Consider the following 16,449-nt stretch of genomic DNA (forward strand, 5'->3'; position numbering starts at 1 on the left):
TTTCTGTTACTGTAAGATTAAAATTTATACTGAATATCCAACGCACCATCTGCGACCGTCACGCTCGCTTTGCCACCACTAATGATCGGCAGCATCGGCGGTAAATGTCCGATATCGACATCCATAACGATCGGCACTTCATATTGACGAAGCATAGAAACTACAGCTTCATACTGATCCATACCAAAAGCCTCTTCCCCAAAGGATAACGGTCTCCCGATCAAAAATCCTTTTACGTGCCGGAACCATCCGGCATGCGATAATTGCCACAATGTTCGACGTATGCTCATAATATTCAGATCACACGCTTCCATAAACCAGATCAATCCATCCTCTTGATATCTGTCCGCAAATTCTTTTACCTTATCGTACTTGGTACCGACTAAATTTCCTAAGCAGTCTAAACATCCACCGATCAAACGCCCTTCCATACGGATCGGCTGCTCTGCAGGTTCACAGTGCAATACGACCGGTTCCGTAACATGATACGGCTCCAGCGGATTATCCTCCGTCTTTAAGGATTCCTTTTCCCACAATGGATAACTATGTATTTCCTGCTTGTTGCCACGTAACAGATCATACGCATCCTGTATTGCCGGATGCCATGTTCTCATTCCAAACGCCGGTGCACAAGGTCCGTAAATCGCGGCAGTATCACAAAGCGTTGGAAGCAAAAATGTAAGATTCGTATTGTCCGAATATCCCATATACCACTTAGGCGGCAATGCAGCGATCCGTTCAAAGTCAATATAATCCAACACTTCACACATTAATTCGCCACCACCACAGGAAAACAGCACATCTACTTCCTTCTTTGCAAAAAATGTATTGATCTCCTCTCCACATTTTGCCGGTGTATTGCTAATCCCAATTCCACTGCCTTCGTAGCAGTTCGGGCCTAATATCATGGTATGTCCCAATGCCGCAAACGTTTTCTGCGCAGCATCAAAACCACTCCGGTAAGGTTCCATATTACAGCCAAAGGCCGGTGCAACAAAACCAATCGTCCCGGACGCTTCCAAAAATTTCGGTATTCTCATTTGTTCTCTCCCTTTTTCGGAATTTCATGAAACGCTTCTTTGCTTAATTTATCATAACAACGATACATCGTCTGTACAGAATTTTCCAAAATATAATAATGTCTGATATAAGGGATCAGCAGCACAAGCAGGAGACACTCCAGTCCAAAAAATGGCACAGATGGGGCCACTGCGCATATGCCAAAGGTCACTACCGCCAATAGCGCAAAAGTGACCGTGACGATCAAATGAATCAGTCGTTCATGCTGAAAAAATCCAATCTGCACAAGCACCTGCTCACATATTTTTTTCCGTTCTTCATCATCGTATTCTTTGAGGTAAATACCTTTCAGATAAGAGACATATTGTATAATTCGCTGTTCCATCGCAAAGCCTCCCTGCTTTAATCCTGATATTCTTTCACCAGTACTGTTGCATTATGCCCACCAAAACCTAATGAATTGCTGATCGCAATATGCACCGGCGTATGAATGCCTTCACCCTTTGTATAATCCAGATCGCACTCCGGGTCATCCTCGAGCAGACCGACCGTCGGATGAATATATCCTTCATTGATCGATTTGACACAGGTGATCAATTCTACGGCACCACCGCCTGCAAACATATGGCCGATCATGGATTTCGTGGAATTGATGTGTACTTTATATGCACTATCTCCAAAAGCGAGCTTAATTGCTCTCGTCTCGAATAAGTCATTGTATTTTGTGCTTGTTCCATGTGCATTAATATAATCCACTTCTTCCGGAGCCACACCGGCATCCTGCATCGCCAGCGTCATTGCACGTGCAGCTGCAGAACCATCCTCCAGCGGAGTCGTAACATGATGCGCATCACAAGTTGCCCCGTATCCACCAATCTCTGCATAAATATGTGCGCCTCTTGCTTTGGCATGCTCTAATTCTTCTAATACAAAAATACCGGCGCCTTCTCCGGTAACAAATCCATTACGACGCTTGTCAAATGGAATGGATGCAGCTGTCGGATCTTCGGAATCGGTCAATGCAGTGAGTGCCTGAAATGCTGCAACACCAAAGCGACTTACCGAACTATCAACGCCTCCCGCTAGGATCACGTCTGCCTCTCCATGCTGTATAGAGCGAAACGCCTCTCCGATCGAGTTGGTTCCGGTTGCACAGGCAGTCACTACATCAATGCATTTTCCCTGAAAGCCATGATACATAGCGACACTGGCTGCTGCCATATTTCCCAAGACCAATGGGGCTGTAAGCGGATGTATCCTTCCCGGTCCCTTGGCTAACATCTTATCGTATTCACGTTCAATTCCCATGAGACTTCCCACGCCGGATCCAACACAAACGCCCAGTCTGTAGGAGTCTTCTTCCTCTATGTTAAGACCACTATCCTGCATCGCCTCAATGGAAGCTGTCACTGCCATCTGACTAAAACGATCCATTCGTTTGGCAGCTTTTGGTTCAATATACGCTTTTGGATCAAAATCTATTACTTCTGCCGATAACTTTGCTTTATACTGTGTCGTATCAAAGTTTTGGATCGGTCCTATACCAACCTTTCCTTCCAAAACAGACTCCCAAAATTTCTCTACCGTAATTCCAATTGGCGTCACAGCACCCATACCTGTTACAACTACTCGCTTCATTTCATAACCAACCCTTCCTATATTTATTATACAAAAAGGCAAAGCAGGCGCTTTGCTTTACAAGAATTGCTAAAGCAATTCTTGGTGATAACACACTACATAACAGCAGTTTCTTATTCATGTTTATAAATCCACTATAACGAGGACCCTACTCATTATAGTGGATTTATTCTTTGAAATGCAACGCATTTCACGTTAATTTTATAGAATCTTAATAACTCAAACTTATCGTCATCTCTCATGTTCCTACACGAACTATGTTATTATGAGCCTCAGAGAAAAACAAGCGGCTGCGAAGCAGACATTTGTTTTTCTGGGCTCATTAACGAGCAAATAAGCTTGTGTAACAAGCGAATAAGCTCTGAAGGAGCGGGTTTGCGAGTTTAATAACCTTCAATCCACAATATACAGGCAGATCCACGATGCTACAAATTGGAAGTCATAACAAAAGGAAGAAGCCCTACCCTTTCGGGTAGTTTACGAACGGATAGAATCTCCATATGATAGATGTACAAGGCAAATGCAGTTTATATCGTGACGGGAAGGGAGTGGATGATTTTTATGAAAAATCGTGATAATGAATTTTTTGACCAGCAAAAATTAGACGAATTGGTGAAAAATAGAGATCTTGATACACTGAGAGATCAAATGGTACGTATTTTGGCATGTCCATGTTGCTTGAACGGATTTAAACATTGCCGTAAATATTTGAAAGTATTTTCGGTGGAAAAAATACAGCAAACGCCCTATCTGGCAACAGCTGCTGCATTGATCTGTGCATTTTATGGGGATCTGAAGCAAGCCAAAGAGTTTTGTCAATACGTGGAACAGATTCCTTTGATGAAATTACATTTGGACATTATTATTCCGTGGAACGATACTGAGAAAATGCAAAATGCGCTGATTCAATTGTATGAGTTGGCAAGCACAGAGAAAATATTACCTAATTTGCCGTTGGCAGCAGGTAGGATCACACTGATAAACGGATTCCGGGACTTGACCTGTTATAATGATCTGGTGCACGACCAAAATAAGCTGCTATCTCTATGATACTGTGTACAAGCTGATGAGCATTGGAAAAGCACTTAGAAAAGAGGGATTGATGTGAAAAGAGTATTGTTTATTGCGGAGATGAACGAAATCGTAAAAAATATGAATGAAGCGATGCTGCCATATTTTCAAGTGCAGCTTTACATTGCAGATGCAGGGATGGCAGGGCAATTGCTCCATATTTTTCAGCCGGACATTGTATTGATTTTTTTAAGCCGGTTAAGCAGGGCAGATGTGATGGGGTTAAATATATTATTAAGAGAGAATGCGAACCTTCCGACTGTGGTAGTTGGCAGCATGTATGAGTTTCAAACATATGGATTGAATATTTATTTATTGATGATAATCCACTGTTGCTGCGCAGCATGAAAGCACTTGTAGAAGGCAGATATCGTGTATCGATCGCCGTGTCCGGATCACAGGCATTAGACCTAATGCAGAGAGACTGTCCGGATATGATTTTTATGGCATATGAGATGCCGGTTGTCAATGGCAAGATAATATACAAAGGGATCCGCGCTAATCCACAGTTTGCTGCGATACCCGTGGTGTTCTTGTCTAGTATAGCCAAGAAAGAACATATCAAGGAAATACTGCAGCTACAGCCGGCGGGATATATTTTGAAACCGGCTGACAAAGAGCAGATTTTGAATATGATCACACAAACATTAGGAAAATGAGAAACAGAGAGTCTTAAAAAGTGGGGTCTTCTTATGATGGGTATTTCTCTGTCCGGCAGAAATCGCTATGATATTTGATCAAACACGGGCAGACTTTCCATCACCTCAATAATTGGCGAATACACGGTATTCTTTGAATCGTCCTCTTCAAAATGATAAGCACGATTCTTCGTTTTTTTAGCCTGTTCCCTCGTATCCGGAAGTCTGCTGTAGTGGCTGTCCTGACGATATTCTTTGGCCGTCTCCTGTAATCCTGCCAGCATATATTCTCTGTCCGGATCTTTATCACTAACTGCACTCATTTCCATTGCGATCACATCGTTTGCTTCCTCTTTGGAACGACAATGTTCCAAACGTGTCTGCAAACGTTCCTTAGCATTCTGAACCCGCAATGCCGATTGATACATCGTTGGATTATGAATCTGCAAATAATTCATCTCTGCCGAAGACAAGCGTTTCCCCTGTTTTAACTTTTGAAGAATCTTTTGCTCGTATTGTGCCCTCTCTTCATCGCTCATCTGAGATGTTGGATCCATCAATTCCGACACTGCCTTTTTACATATATCCTGAATGCGTTCCCGCAATGCCGTCTTCTCATCCTGCGACAAAATTTCTTTACTATTCGTAATCATCGAAAAAATCCTCCCCATCAAAAAATAACCGATACCAATACCGCGTGATCTTCCACGCAATATTGATATCGGCTATTTCCGTCTATTCCTTAAGAACAGGTATCATCACACTAAAAATTACTGCTTTATAAACTCCTCTAAGAACCACTGATGAATGCGGTGATCTCCACCCAGTTCCGGATGAAAAGCTACTGCAAGCTGCTTGCCATAGCGAACACCGACAATGCGGCCATCCACCTCAGCGAGCACCTCTACTCCATCACTAACACTCTCCACATATGGTGCACGAATAAATTCCATCGGAAAGGTTCCGATCCCGACAAACTCGCCTTCCGCATAATGAAAGCTTCCAAGCTGTCTTCCATATGCATTTCTCTTCACCGTCACCGGTAATGTTCCAAAATGAACGGTATCGTCTCCAACGATATGTTCTGCCAAAAGGATCAGACCGGCACAGGTTGCCAATACCGGAAGTCCTGCTGCGATCTTTGCGCGCAGCGGCTCATACATATCTAACTCCCGTAAAAGTTTACCCTGAACGGTACTCTCACCGCCCGGAAGCACCAATGCATCAAACGACTCCTCTAAATCTTTTGCCTGACGTAATTGGATCGTCTGCGCCCCAAGCTCCTGCAACACTTTTTCATGTTCCTCAAACGCACCCTGTACTGCCAACACTGCAACTTTCATACTAATCTTACATTCCTTTCTCTGCACTAACAGTGAGTATATAACCCAAACCTCCCACACTGAAAAACATGATCAAACTACACATTACTTATAATGAGAAGTTTAAGTACTCAAACTTCCCATACCGGAAGTTATTACCCGAACCATATATTGCTTATTATGTCGGCAATAAATAGAACATTTTGCAGATGACAAACTAAATTGTTCTGTCATCCGAGAACTAAGATAATTGCCGCAGAACGCAACGTTTTTGCGTGATTTCTTATTTTGTTAAGTCTCTGATGCATACATGCCTGAAGGAGTGTCTGAGTTGTCCCGGTTTAGCAAGGTATCATCCATTTTTGGACGGGACGCTTTCGCTACGATACGCTACGTCACGTTACTTAATGTCTCTGAAGTACGAGACATAAGTAACGACGAGCGCAAAGTCCCTTTCAAAAATGATGAATACCTTGCTTCCGTGACTTCGAGTTCTCCGTAAGGCATGTAAATCATCCATCAGAGACAACAAAATTTAGAAATCACTGTAAAAACAAAATGCGGCAAGGCAATTACTATAGTTCCCGGATGGCAGAAACCACCCTTTGGTGGCTGCAAAATGCAATATAGTCATTGACATAATAAGCAATATATGGCTGTGAGACTTTGAGGTGTGGGAAGTTTGAGTCAAGTATATTATTTGCCTCGCTCAGCCATTAATAATTCAATCTCGTCTTCATTAATACCAACCATAGCTTCTCCAAGATCCTCAGAAAGTTCTGCGATCATCTTCGCATCGGTATAATTTGTAACTGCTTTTACGATCGCATTTGCACGCTTCTCCGGATTACCGGACTTGAAGATACCGGATCCTACAAAGACACCTTCTGCACCAAGCTGCATCATCAATGCGGCATCTGCAGGAGTTGCGACACCACCTGCTGCAAAGTTTACAACCGGCAGTCTCTTGTGCTCATGTACATACTGAACCAGCTCATATGGTACACGAAGTTGTTTGGCTTCATCAAACAGTTCATCCTCGCGCATAGCGGAAATCTTAGCAATTGCACTGTTCATCATACGCATATGACGCACTGCCTGAACAACATCACCGGTTCCCGGCTCACCCTTGGTACGGATCATGGAAGCTCCCTCGTTGATACGGCGAAGTGCCTCTCCTAAATCCTTAGCGCCACATACAAACGGAACGCGGAACTTTGTCTTGTCAATATGGTAAACATCATCTGCCGGAGAAAGTACCTCACTCTCATCAATGTAATCAATTTCAATTGCCTCTAATAACTGCGCCTCTACAAAATGACCGATACGGCATTTTGCCATAACCGGAATAGATACTGCTTCCTGAATACCACGGATCATTTTCGGATCACTCATACGTGATACACCTCCGGCTGCACGAATATCTGCCGGGATTCTCTCCAATGCCATAACAGCACACGCACCTGCTGCCTCAGCGATCTTTGCCTGCTCCGGAGTCGTAACATCCATGATCACGCCACCTTTTAACATCTGTGCCAATTCTTTGTTTAATTCATACTGTCTGCTCATACTATCCTCATTTCTGCACACATTTTCAAGCGTTTCAATATTGTATCAAGTGTGCACAGACACAATATTCTCATAACACCATTTTCTTTACTCAAGCCTCAGACAGCAGCTCCGGCTGTGCGAAGTTTGATTTCTTTACATAAGGCATCCCGACAAAACTTATCGGAATTATTTGCAAATGTAACTGAAGTAAAGTATACTATAATCTGACTATGTGAAAATATCCAATTTAACCATAGTCAGTATAGTCAGTTTGGAGGATATAATACCAATGCTTACATATTCATTTACTAATATAGGGTCAGATAGCCTGTACCACCATCTGTACCAATGTATCCGCGAGGATATTTTATGCGGTAATCTGACCGCCGAGACAAAGCTGCCATCAAAGCGTAGTTTTGCCAAAAATCTAGGGGTTAGCAATATTACCGTAGAAAATGCCTACGCCCAGCTTCAAGCCGAAGGATACATTTACTCCATTCCCAAGAAAGGGTTTTATGTCAGAAATTTATCTGACCTTACTCTCTCCATATCGCAAACAACATCTTCCACTTCGAACAGTCTACGTATGCCCGACAAATATAAGGTGGATCTTGCCAGCAACCAAATGAATCCGGAGCAATTTCCATTTTCTGTCTGGTCTAAACTGATCCGCGAGACTCTTCTCAACCGTCACGTGGAACTGATGCAGACACCTCCTTGGGGTGGCGTATGGGATCTTCGTCACGCCATCTGCACACAGCTCAAAGATTTTCGAGGTATGGACGTGACACCGGAGCAGATCATTATCGGTGCCGGAACCGAGTATCTATACGGTCTTCTGATTCAATTATTCGGTCAGGACAAAGTCTATGCAGTTGAGAATCCCGGCTACCATAAGATTGCGAAAATATATGAAAATAGTCGTGTCAAATATTGCTATATACCGATCAGTGCTAAGGGTATCGATACACTGGAATTAGAATCTTCCGGAGCACAAATTGTACATCTGTCACCGTCCCACCATTTTCCGACCGGCATCGTCACTCCGATCGGGACCCGCTATGAACTGTTGGCTTGGGCAACCAGGCAGCCGGGCCGGTATATCATTGAAGATGATTATGATTCAGAATTTCGATTATCCGGCAAACCTATCCCAACGCTGCAAAGTATCGACCAATCAGAACGTGTCATTTATATGAACACCTTTACCAAAAGCCTTTCTTCAACCATACGAATCAGCTATATGGTATTGCCTAAACATTTGCTGGAACAGTTTGCAAAACGCCTGTCCTTTTACTCTTGTACCGTATCCAACTTTGAGCAGTATACGTTGGCACGTTTTATTGAAGACCGTTATTTCGAAAAACATATTAACCGTATGCGTACTTATTATCGCAAAATACGTGACGAACTGCTGGATGCCATTGCTAATAGCGCACTTGCCACACATTGCAATATCGCAGAAGAAGATTCAGGACTTCACTTTCTGCTGTATATTGATACCTCACTCCCAGATGATGCTTTGTCTGCAAAAGCAAAAGAATATGGTCTTCACCTATCTTTTTTGTCCGAATATTATGAAAAAGGAAGCCCTAATATTCCGGCACATACACTGATCATTAATTATTCCGGCCTGACCAGCGAAAAAATCCCTCAAGTGATCACACTGCTATCCAAGTGTATTCTCACTTAAGGGATCTGAAAAGATGGTTTCTATTTTGCCGCCATTTTACTCCGACAGCAAATGCGGATTGATTTGCTCCACACCTTGCTTACTCTGGCAGCAAATGCGGATTGACGTGCACAACACCTTGCTTACTCCGACAGCAAATGCGGATTGACATGCACCATAACATGCTTTACCTTTGGGAAATTGCGTTCTATCGCGTCATGTACATGTTCTGCGATCTCATGTGCCTCAAATAACGTTTTGTTGCCATCTGCACTGATCTCAATATCAACATAGATCTTATTTCCAAACACACGAGTACGCATAATATCAACATGAAGCACACCTTCTTCTCTACAGGCACACTCCCGAAGCTCATTCTCCAATGCATCATCACAGGCATGATCAACCATTTTGTCCGTTGCGTCCATAAAAATATCATACGCTGCCTTTACAATAAACAAACAGATTACTACACTGGCAATAGAATCAAGAACCGGAAATCCTAAACGTGCTCCAACAATACCAATCAAAGCACCAACAGAAGAAAATGCATCCGATCGATGATGCCAGGCATCCGCCATCAGTGCTCCGGAATCCACACGTTTCGCATGATATTTAGTATACTGAAACATTGCTTCTTTCGAAATAATAGACAATATTGCCGCAGCTGCTGCAAGCAGTCCCGGTGTCTGCAAATGTGCATAATCTCCCGCTATAATATTTTTGACAGCTCCATAGCCAATTCCAATACCGGTAAGACACAAAATATTTGCAAGCAGAAGTGCCGCAATACACTCCAACCGTTCATGTCCATATGGATGCTCCTTATCAGAAGCCTGTGCAGACAACTTCACTCCAACGATCACAATAATACTGCTAAACACATCCGATGCAGAATGAACCGCATCACTGACCATCGCTCCGGAATGAGCGATCACACCGGCTAGCAATTTGATCAATGACAATATTGTATTGCCAAAAATACTTACAATGCACACCCGCATTGCTACTGTTTCCATATTGTCTTTGTTGTTTTGAATGCTCATAATAACCTCTCCAATAAAAAATAAAAAAAGCAAAGCCAGCGCTTTGCGATGATGCCACGCTACACAACAGCAATTTCCTATTAATTAAAAAACATCCGCGAAGAACCAGTAATACTACTGTCCCGCGGATGAAACAATTCATTCCACTGTCACGATGTGACCCGGCCCCAGATAAGATATCCGGCCTGTTCAGTTTGTACTGTAGCTAAATGCAGTGCAAAGAGTTTTCGTAGCCACTCCATAATTGAAGTTCTATATATTATATGTACGTTATCATTAAAAGTCAACACTAATCTTTCTTATACAAAACAAATCTTTCTTATATAAAACAAATCTTTCTTATATAAAACAAACCCCTCTCGTCTCGACAAAATGTTCTTTGACGAAACGAGAGAAGTTAGTATGATTGCGATTATTTAGACAGCCTGCTTTCTCCGGTTGCGTAGTCGATCGTAACGCCCGGCTGCACATTATAAACGAATACATGGAAACATATTCCCTTACCTTTATCTTCCACAGAATAAGCTTCCATCTCGACTCCTTCTGCCACTAGATTATCACCCTTAAAAACAGGGGTAACACGATACAAAACATGGTGATCTGTATCTTTAACATAATCTGCCACTTCATCCTCAAAAGGAAGCATTCCGTCTACATTTAAATATCTAGTCCCCGTGATCAGATTTTTTTTGTTTGCATTTTCACCTGCCAATTGAAATCCGATCAAATGACAGCGGTTATACAAATATTTGCCATCCACGACATCGTATTTAACAGTGTTCCATCCACTAGGCTTTACCATACCGATCGCACCACGTTTCTCCGTCGGCATAAGCTCTTTGCATATATTGGCATAAGCTGTGCCACAACGTCCCAATGCATCCAGACGATGATAATTCTCAAATGCTTTGGTGTTGTTTTTTTCACGGGTTGTGAAATTCGGAACATTATCATTCAGTTCCACATATGGTTCCCCGTTGTACGCCGCATAATCTTTTAAATTATCTAAAGACTGCGTTGCACTGTCGGAATCTTTCCCATCCGCATCTTTTGCCGAGGAACTTTCTCCTTCTGAGCGATCCTGCTGTGGCGCGGTTGTCTTTAACGCCTCTTTCGCCGCATATTTAGCAACCTTAACAACCTCTGTAGAGGAGCAACCGCAAAGTGCTGTCATCAGTCCCAAAATACACCCAAAACGAATCACCCACTGCATTCTTTTGTTTGTTCTATTTTCCATATCCGTAACCTCGTCCGTAAGACTTTACAACCACTTATAAATCTCTTAAATACCTAATAACTCTTCTGCGTGTTTCACTTCTTCCCGGGTCGGTGGATTAACGCCTTTCAGCGGATAATCAATTCCAAGCTGTTCCCATTTAAATACACCCAGTGTATGATACGGCAAAATTTCTACGCGCTCTACCGTCTTTAATGTTTGGATAAATTCCCGCATTTCGATCAGATATTTATCCTGACTGTTATCCCCCGGGATGAGCACATGACGTATCCACATTGGCTGCCCCATATCCGACATCTCTCTTGCCATCTCTTTGATATTTTCCCCGGTTTGTCCGGTAAGTGTCTGATGTACCTTCTCATCAATGTGCTTAATATCCAGCATAACAAGATCTGTTACTTCCATCAATTTTTTCCACTTGGAATAAAACGGCTCTTCTCTGGTAAACGGATTTCCACTTGTATCAAGCGTCGTATGAATCCCCTTTTCTTTCGCCAAAGTAAATATCTCTGTCAGAAAGTCGATCTGCAAAAGCGGTTCTCCGCCACTAATGGTGATCCCACCGTCTTTGCCCCAATAATTGCGATAGCGCCAAGCCTTATCAATTAATTCTTTGGCAGTATATAGAGTTCCCTTTTGCATATCCCACGTATCCGGATTATGGCAAAACTGACAACGCATTGCGCAGCCACTCAAAAAAATAATATATCGCACACCGGGACCATCTGCAGATCCAAAACTCTCTAATGAATGTACATAACCTTTTGTTTGTTCCATCGTTTTCTTTCCTTTCTAAGTCCACCTCTGTAGCAGAAAAGGAGCAGCCCTTTATAGAAAAGACTGCCCCATATTTCTTTGGTTTATACAGATCATACATGCCGAAAACATTCTCAAAGATGAATATTTCATCGCATATGCCGTCGCATTCTCAAGTCATTTTGAAAATGTGCTTCGCTGCAACTTACAGAGACTCATGACATGTTCTGGCAATTACATCGAGCTGCTGCTCTCTTGTCAAGTCGATAAACTTAACTGCATAACCGGACACGCGGATCGTGAAGTTTGCATACTCTTCTTTCTCCGGATGCTCCATAGCGTCGATCAGCTTCTCTTTGCCAAACACATTGACATTCAGATGATGTGCACCCTGATCGAAGTATCCATCCATAACCTGAACAAGATTCTTTATACGCTCATCCGGATTGTGTCCCAATGCATCCGGGTTGATCGTCTGCGTATTAGAAATACCATCCAATGCTTCCTCATATGGCAATTTTGCTACAGAGTTCAAGGATGCCAGCAAACCATTCTGCTCAGCACCGTATGCAGGGTTAGCACCTGGTGAAAGTGGCTCTCCTGCTTTTCTTCCATCCGGAAGGGAACCGGTTGCCTTACCATATACAACGTTAGAAGTAATTGTAAGGATTGATGTGGTAGGCTCAGAGTCACGGTAAGTGTGGCAGTTACGAAGCTTTCTCATGAACTCACGAAGCAGCCATACTGCGATCTCGTCTGCACGCTCATCATCGTTACCATATCTAGGGAAATCCCCATCGATCTCATAATCTACGGCTAATCCATCCTCATCACGGATCACTTTTACCTTAGCATACTTGATAGCTGACAGAGAATCTACAACGTGTGAGAAACCTGCAATACCGGTAGCAAATGTTCTTCTTACATCGGTATCGATAAGTGCCATCTGAGATGCCTCGTAGTAATATTTATCATGCATATAATGGATCATGTTCAATGTCTCTACATAAGTCTGTGCGAGCCATGTCATCATCTCATCATATTTTTCCATAACTTCATCGTAATCAAGATACTCGGATGTGATCGGACGATACTTCGGTCCAACCTGCTCCTTGGTCTTCTCATCAACACCACCGTTGATCGCATAAAGCAAGCACTTAGCAAGGTTTGCTCTAGCACCGAAGAACTGGATCTCTTTACCTGTCTCTGTTGCAGATACACAGCAGCATACAGAATAATCATCGCCCCATACCGGACGCATAACATCATCATTCTCGTACTGTACGGAACTTGTTGCAATAGAAATATGAGCTGCATATTTCTTGAATGCTTCCGGCAAGTTAGAGGAATACAATACTGTTAAGTTAGGCTCTGGAGAAGGTCCCATGTTCTCTAACGTATGCAGGAAACGGAAACATGTCTTCGTAACCTGAGAACGTCCATCCATACCAATACCAGCTACATCTACAGTAGCCCATACAGGATCTCCGGAGAACAACTGGTTATAAGACTCAATACGAGCGAACTTAACCATACGGAATTTCATCGTAATATGATCTACTAATTCCTGTGCCTCTTTCTCTGTCAATACACCGTTTGCCATATCTCTCTCAATATAAATATCCAAGAAAGTAGATACACGACCTACGGACATTGCTGCACCGTTCTGTGTCTTGATCGCTGCAAGATATGCAAAATATAACCACTGAAATGCTTCTTTTGCATTCTTAGCCGGTCTTGAAATATCAAAACCATAAATCTCACCAAGAGCTTTCATATCTTTTAAGCATTTGATCTGCTCAGCCAGCTCTTCGCGGATACGATAATCTTTACTACGCATTGCACGACGCTCTGTACCGGCAAAATCTTTCTGCTTCTCTTCAATCAGGTAATCCATACCGTAAAGAGCAACACGACGATAATCGCCAACGATACGTCCACGACCATACGTATCCGGAAGACCCGTTAAGATCTTGTTATGACGCATACGCTTCATCTCCGGTGTATATACCTCAAAGACAGCGTCACTGTGCGTTTTATGATATTTTGTAAAGATCTCATGCAGTTTCGGGCTTGGCTCATAACCATACATCTGACAGGACTGCTCTGCCATACGAATACCACCATAAGGCATGAACGCACGTTTCAGCGGCTTATCTGTCTGCAAACCAACAACTTGCTCTAAATCCTTAAACTCATCGCTGATATATCCGGGACCATATGCTGTAATACTTGAAACAACCTCTGTCTCCATATCAAGAACGCCGCCCTTTGCACGCTCCTCTTTCTGGAGTTTCTGGAGCTCGCCCCATAATTTATCTGTTGCATCTGTTGGTCCCTCTAAGAAAGACTCATCACCATCATATGGTTTGTAATTGTTTTGGATGAAGTCGCGTACATCAATGCCCTCTTTCCAAAGTCTTCCTTCAAAACCTTCCCATTCCTTAAAGTCTGCCATATTGACCTCCTTCTTATTGTGCCATTTGTCTCACTTGCATTCTTTCAAACATACTTTATTCATGTATATGAAGATGCGAAGTATTTATTTATCCGCAAGTTATACTAACATGAATCATCGTTTATTACAAGCTGGAAATTGATACCTTTTATCAACAATACAACATTTCTTTTTACAAAGAATTTATGCTCTGTCGATCTTTTTGAAGCAGTTCAAAAAAGTCTTCCACCGGCATAGGCTTTGCATAATAATATCCCTGCACATTATCGCAGCCAATTTTTCTTAATAATTCAACTTGCTCTTCCGTTTCAACGCCCTCTGCCAGCAGCTCCAGTCCCAACTTGTCTGCCATCGCCACAACATATTCTAAGATCAACCGACCCTTTTCGGAAACCATCATATTTTCCATAAATTTCTTGTCTAATGTGATGACATCAAATGGTGTCTCTAATAAAATATTTAAGGAAGAATAACCACTTCCAAAGTCATCCATTAACAACTTATATCCCTGTTGTTTGAGTAACTCCGCCATATTGCTGATCTGCTCATCCCCAATGGTTTCTGTAATCTCTAACTCCAGCTGTTCTTTCGGAATATCTGCCTCATGAATAGTCTGCGCCAGATAATCCATAAAAACAGTGTCTGTCAAATGCAGTCTGGACACATTCACAGAAACCGGACAATTTTTAATACCAGCTTGTTCGCACCGCTTCAAAAAATTGCATGCCTCTTTCCAAATATAGTAATCCACTTTCTTGATATAGCCATTTTCCTCAATGACCGGAATGAACTCATTCGGATAAATCATACCGCGATCCGGATGCTGCCAACGGACCAACGCCTCTGCCCCGACAATATGATTCTGTACTATACTATATTTCGGCTGCAAATACATCTGAAACTGTTTTTCATCAATTGCAGAAGGAATACTTTCCTCAATAAATTTGCGGATATATAACATTTCCTTAAATTCTTCCTGATAGTAAAGAACATTGTTCATCATATTACCTTTTGCCTTTTTGCGTGCCATTGCGGCTCGATCTTCAATCTGACGCAGATCCATCTTGCGATCATTTACAATGTATACACCAATGGAATATGTCAATTTAATATTTTTGAACATTTTACAACGTGCCTGAATCTGACGAATCAACTCATCTAACTCGCTCTCATGTTGAAACTCGCTCAGCACAACAAATACATCGCTTCGTAAATTGAGATAATACTGTGTTTCATTGCATATTTCTGCAAGATTGTCTTTGATAAACTGCAATATCTGATCGCCCATCCGCTCTCCATAAATATCATTAATGATCTTAAAGCGACTGATATCAAATTGAATACATGCAATACTTTTGGAGGAATGGAGGATCAGATCGCGTACATTCGATTCAAAATGCTGGATCTTTTGAGCACGTTTCACTAAATATGTTATTTTCTCTATCTCCTGTTCGTCACAGGACGGTTCTGCCTGTTTCCCCGCCAACATGCCCGGATACGCCTGCAGCATATCTTCCAAAATCTCAATACTGGTCTGTATAGCCTGCGTACATTTCTTCTTGATCATTCCCTCACGTCGGATCGACGCCATCCCCTCTGCAGTACTAATATTATTTTCCAATATATCTGCACAATTAAATTTGCCTTCCATCCGCTCCTGAAAACGATCAACAAACTCCTCCGCGATCTTAGTTCCAAAAATTTCCCGTTCTCTATCTTTTGTATCTGAAAATCCATAGGCCAACCCCAATACAGCAAGCGCCGCCGTAACACAACCACACACACTTCCCGTATACATTCCCGCTGCAAAACATGCCATCGTGCGATATGCCGTTTCCTGATCCATACCATAATCCGAAGCATACGTGGCAAAAATCGCCTGTGCGCAATGATAATGCTGTTTGAGCTTTGTATAAACCTTTTCCTCGTGGCTCATAGTTCCTCCCTCCTTGCCGTTTTCCGTCCAACTTCTTACCTATAATCTATCATAACAGGTCTAATGCAAAACTGCAAACAAAAAAGCAAAGCCAGCGCTTTGCT

General features: G+C 42.4%; 14 protein-coding genes, 1 pseudogene and 1 riboswitch. Of the genes and pseudogenes, 4 read left to right on the forward strand and 11 right to left on the reverse strand.

Annotated features, from left to right (window positions below; translation table 11 throughout):
• Window positions 1-17: 17 nt before the first annotated feature.
• From ACSAJE_RS06425 to fabF, 3 genes are read right to left on the reverse strand one after another with little or no spacing between them, the layout of a single operon-like run.
• Window positions 18-1,040 (reverse strand): S66 family peptidase, encoded by a 1,023-nt coding sequence (locus tag ACSAJE_RS06425; protein WP_458009984.1) that lies wholly within the window; start codon window positions 1,038-1,040, stop codon window positions 18-20.
• Window positions 1,037-1,405, reverse strand: coding sequence for a hypothetical protein (locus ACSAJE_RS06430; protein WP_118689927.1), 369 nt, complete (start codon window positions 1,403-1,405; stop codon window positions 1,037-1,039). Before ACSAJE_RS06430 ends, ACSAJE_RS06425 begins: the two co-directional genes overlap by 4 nt.
• Before the next feature lie 17 nt (window positions 1,406-1,422).
• Window positions 1,423-2,658, reverse strand: a complete 1,236-nt coding sequence (gene fabF / locus ACSAJE_RS06435) for a beta-ketoacyl-ACP synthase II (protein ID WP_022025565.1) — start codon at window positions 2,656-2,658, stop codon at window positions 1,423-1,425.
• A gap of 561 nt (window positions 2,659-3,219) precedes the next feature.
• On the opposite strand from fabF, the gene ACSAJE_RS06440 reads away from it, so the two are divergent.
• Genes ACSAJE_RS06440 through ACSAJE_RS06450 form a run of 3 tightly spaced genes read left to right on the forward strand, consistent with a single transcriptional unit; the run spans window position 3,220 to window position 4,388 of the window.
• Window positions 3,220-3,708, forward strand: a complete 489-nt coding sequence (locus tag ACSAJE_RS06440; protein ID WP_458009985.1) for a hypothetical protein — start codon at window positions 3,220-3,222, stop codon at window positions 3,706-3,708.
• A 54-nt stretch (window positions 3,709-3,762) separates the two neighbouring features.
• Window positions 3,763-4,077, forward strand: coding sequence for a hypothetical protein (locus ACSAJE_RS06445; RefSeq protein ID WP_458009986.1), 315 nt, complete (start codon window positions 3,763-3,765; stop codon window positions 4,075-4,077).
• Complete coding sequence (locus ACSAJE_RS06450; RefSeq protein ID WP_458009987.1) at window positions 4,074-4,388, forward strand: response regulator; 315 nt, start codon at window positions 4,074-4,076, stop codon at window positions 4,386-4,388. The genes ACSAJE_RS06445 and ACSAJE_RS06450 overlap by 4 nt, the downstream gene beginning before the upstream one ends.
• Window positions 4,389-4,453: 65 nt before the next feature.
• On the opposite strand, the gene ACSAJE_RS06455 is transcribed toward ACSAJE_RS06450, so the two are convergent.
• From ACSAJE_RS06455 to pdxS, 3 genes are all read right to left on the reverse strand, one after another.
• Window positions 4,454-5,020, reverse strand: a complete 567-nt coding sequence (locus ACSAJE_RS06455) for a hypothetical protein (RefSeq protein ID WP_458009988.1) — start codon at window positions 5,018-5,020, stop codon at window positions 4,454-4,456.
• Between the two features lie 117 nt (window positions 5,021-5,137).
• Window positions 5,138-5,710, reverse strand: coding sequence for a pyridoxal 5'-phosphate synthase glutaminase subunit PdxT (gene pdxT / locus ACSAJE_RS06460; RefSeq protein WP_458009989.1), 573 nt, complete (start codon window positions 5,708-5,710; stop codon window positions 5,138-5,140).
• A gap of 675 nt (window positions 5,711-6,385) precedes the next feature.
• A complete protein-coding gene (gene pdxS, locus ACSAJE_RS06465; RefSeq protein WP_022025570.1) occupies window positions 6,386-7,258 on the reverse strand; it encodes a pyridoxal 5'-phosphate synthase lyase subunit PdxS in 873 nt (290 codons plus the stop codon).
• A 271-nt stretch (window positions 7,259-7,529) separates the two neighbouring features.
• Here pdxS and pdxR point away from each other — a divergent pair, with 271 nt between their 5' ends.
• The gene (gene pdxR, locus ACSAJE_RS06470) at window positions 7,530-8,933 is read left to right on the forward strand and encodes a MocR-like pyridoxine biosynthesis transcription factor PdxR (RefSeq protein ID WP_458009990.1); all 1,404 of its coding nucleotides are present in this window, start codon (window positions 7,530-7,532) and stop codon (window positions 8,931-8,933) included.
• Between the two features lie 122 nt (window positions 8,934-9,055).
• Here pdxR and ACSAJE_RS06475 read toward each other — a convergent pair whose 3' ends face one another.
• The 5 genes and pseudogenes from ACSAJE_RS06475 to ACSAJE_RS06495 all read right to left on the reverse strand — a co-directional run bounded on the left by ACSAJE_RS06475 (window position 9,056) and on the right by ACSAJE_RS06495 (window position 16,345).
• Entirely contained in the window at window positions 9,056-9,958 is a 903-nt protein-coding gene (locus tag ACSAJE_RS06475; protein WP_458009991.1) for a cation diffusion facilitator family transporter, read from the reverse strand.
• Between the two features lie 115 nt (window positions 9,959-10,073).
• A riboswitch (NiCo riboswitch) is annotated at window positions 10,074-10,161 on the reverse strand.
• Between the two features lie 212 nt (window positions 10,162-10,373).
• Window positions 10,374-11,132: pseudogene (locus ACSAJE_RS06480) on the reverse strand (DNA/RNA non-specific endonuclease); the annotation flags it as partial.
• 108 nt (window positions 11,133-11,240) lie between these two features.
• Window positions 11,241-11,972, reverse strand: a complete 732-nt coding sequence (pflA, locus tag ACSAJE_RS06485; protein ID WP_458009992.1) for a pyruvate formate-lyase-activating protein — start codon at window positions 11,970-11,972, stop codon at window positions 11,241-11,243.
• A gap of 184 nt (window positions 11,973-12,156) precedes the next feature.
• Window positions 12,157-14,409 (reverse strand): formate C-acetyltransferase, encoded by a 2,253-nt coding sequence (pflB, locus tag ACSAJE_RS06490; protein WP_118507000.1) that lies wholly within the window; start codon window positions 14,407-14,409, stop codon window positions 12,157-12,159.
• Window positions 14,410-14,581: 172 nt separating this feature from the next.
• Window positions 14,582-16,345, reverse strand: coding sequence for a C-GCAxxG-C-C family (seleno)protein (locus ACSAJE_RS06495; protein ID WP_458009993.1), 1,764 nt, complete (start codon window positions 16,343-16,345; stop codon window positions 14,582-14,584).
• Window positions 16,346-16,449: the final 104 nt, after the last annotated feature.

It is taken from the genome of Jutongia sp. SJQ-6, from assembly GCF_054161275.1.

Excerpts from the sequence above, each read along its gene's own strand:
- ACSAJE_RS06425 (WP_458009984.1), bottom strand. The coding sequence starts at position 1,040 with ATGAGAATACCGAAATTTTTGGAAGCGTCCGGGACGATTGGTTTTGTT.
- ACSAJE_RS06430 (WP_118689927.1), bottom strand. The coding sequence starts at position 1,405 with ATGGAACAGCGAATTATACAATATGTCTCTTATCTGAAAGGTATTTAC.
- fabF (WP_022025565.1), bottom strand. The coding sequence starts at position 2,658 with ATGAAGCGAGTAGTTGTAACAGGTATGGGTGCTGTGACGCCAATTGGA.
- ACSAJE_RS06440 (WP_458009985.1), top strand. The coding sequence starts at position 3,220 with ATGAAAAATCGTGATAATGAATTTTTTGACCAGCAAAAATTAGACGAA.
- ACSAJE_RS06450 (WP_458009987.1), top strand. The coding sequence starts at position 4,074 with ATGAAAGCACTTGTAGAAGGCAGATATCGTGTATCGATCGCCGTGTCC.
- ACSAJE_RS06455 (WP_458009988.1), bottom strand. The coding sequence starts at position 5,020 with ATGATTACGAATAGTAAAGAAATTTTGTCGCAGGATGAGAAGACGGCA.
- pdxT (WP_458009989.1), bottom strand. The coding sequence starts at position 5,710 with ATGAAAGTTGCAGTGTTGGCAGTACAGGGTGCGTTTGAGGAACATGAA.
- pdxS (WP_022025570.1), bottom strand. The coding sequence starts at position 7,258 with ATGAGCAGACAGTATGAATTAAACAAAGAATTGGCACAGATGTTAAAA.
- pdxR (WP_458009990.1), top strand. The coding sequence starts at position 7,530 with ATGCTTACATATTCATTTACTAATATAGGGTCAGATAGCCTGTACCAC.
- ACSAJE_RS06475 (WP_458009991.1), bottom strand. The coding sequence starts at position 9,958 with ATGAGCATTCAAAACAACAAAGACAATATGGAAACAGTAGCAATGCGG.
- pflA (WP_458009992.1), bottom strand. The coding sequence starts at position 11,972 with ATGGAACAAACAAAAGGTTATGTACATTCATTAGAGAGTTTTGGATCT.
- pflB (WP_118507000.1), bottom strand. The coding sequence starts at position 14,409 with ATGGCAGACTTTAAGGAATGGGAAGGTTTTGAAGGAAGACTTTGGAAA.
- ACSAJE_RS06495 (WP_458009993.1), bottom strand. The coding sequence starts at position 16,345 with ATGAGCCACGAGGAAAAGGTTTATACAAAGCTCAAACAGCATTATCAT.